The organism is Rosenbergiella australiborealis, from assembly GCF_018494035.1.
GTDB lineage: Bacteria > Pseudomonadota > Gammaproteobacteria > Enterobacterales > Enterobacteriaceae > Rosenbergiella > Rosenbergiella australiborealis.
Genome location: NZ_JABBFO010000052.1, coordinates 1 through 252 on the forward strand (window position 1 = coordinate 1; position 252 = coordinate 252).

General features: G+C 46.4%; 1 protein-coding gene. It reads left to right on the forward strand.

Annotation, left to right across the window (positions count from 1 at the left end; genetic code table 11):
• Positions 1-252, forward strand: a 252-nt coding sequence (locus tag HGT73_RS14675) for a hypothetical protein (protein WP_214215983.1), incomplete at both ends; no start/stop codon positions are given.

A 252-nucleotide genomic window follows, 5' to 3' on the forward strand; every position in this document is an offset into this window, starting at 1 on the left:
CCGCGCTAGTGCCGCCAGGCAAATTCTTTGTGCTAAAAACGCGTCTTTTTAACGTACTCGGCGTTAACGTCCCGCTCGCTGTTCAGTCACATACCTGTGTATGCTCCTTCTCATCGCTTGGGCGTCGCCTTGATTACGATAAAAATACATCGTTTCTACAAATTCGTTTCTTAATAATCTGTCAACGCGCTGATAAATCTCTCATTCCAAAACGCCTCTGGCGTTGTAAGGTTAAGCCTCACGGGTCATTAG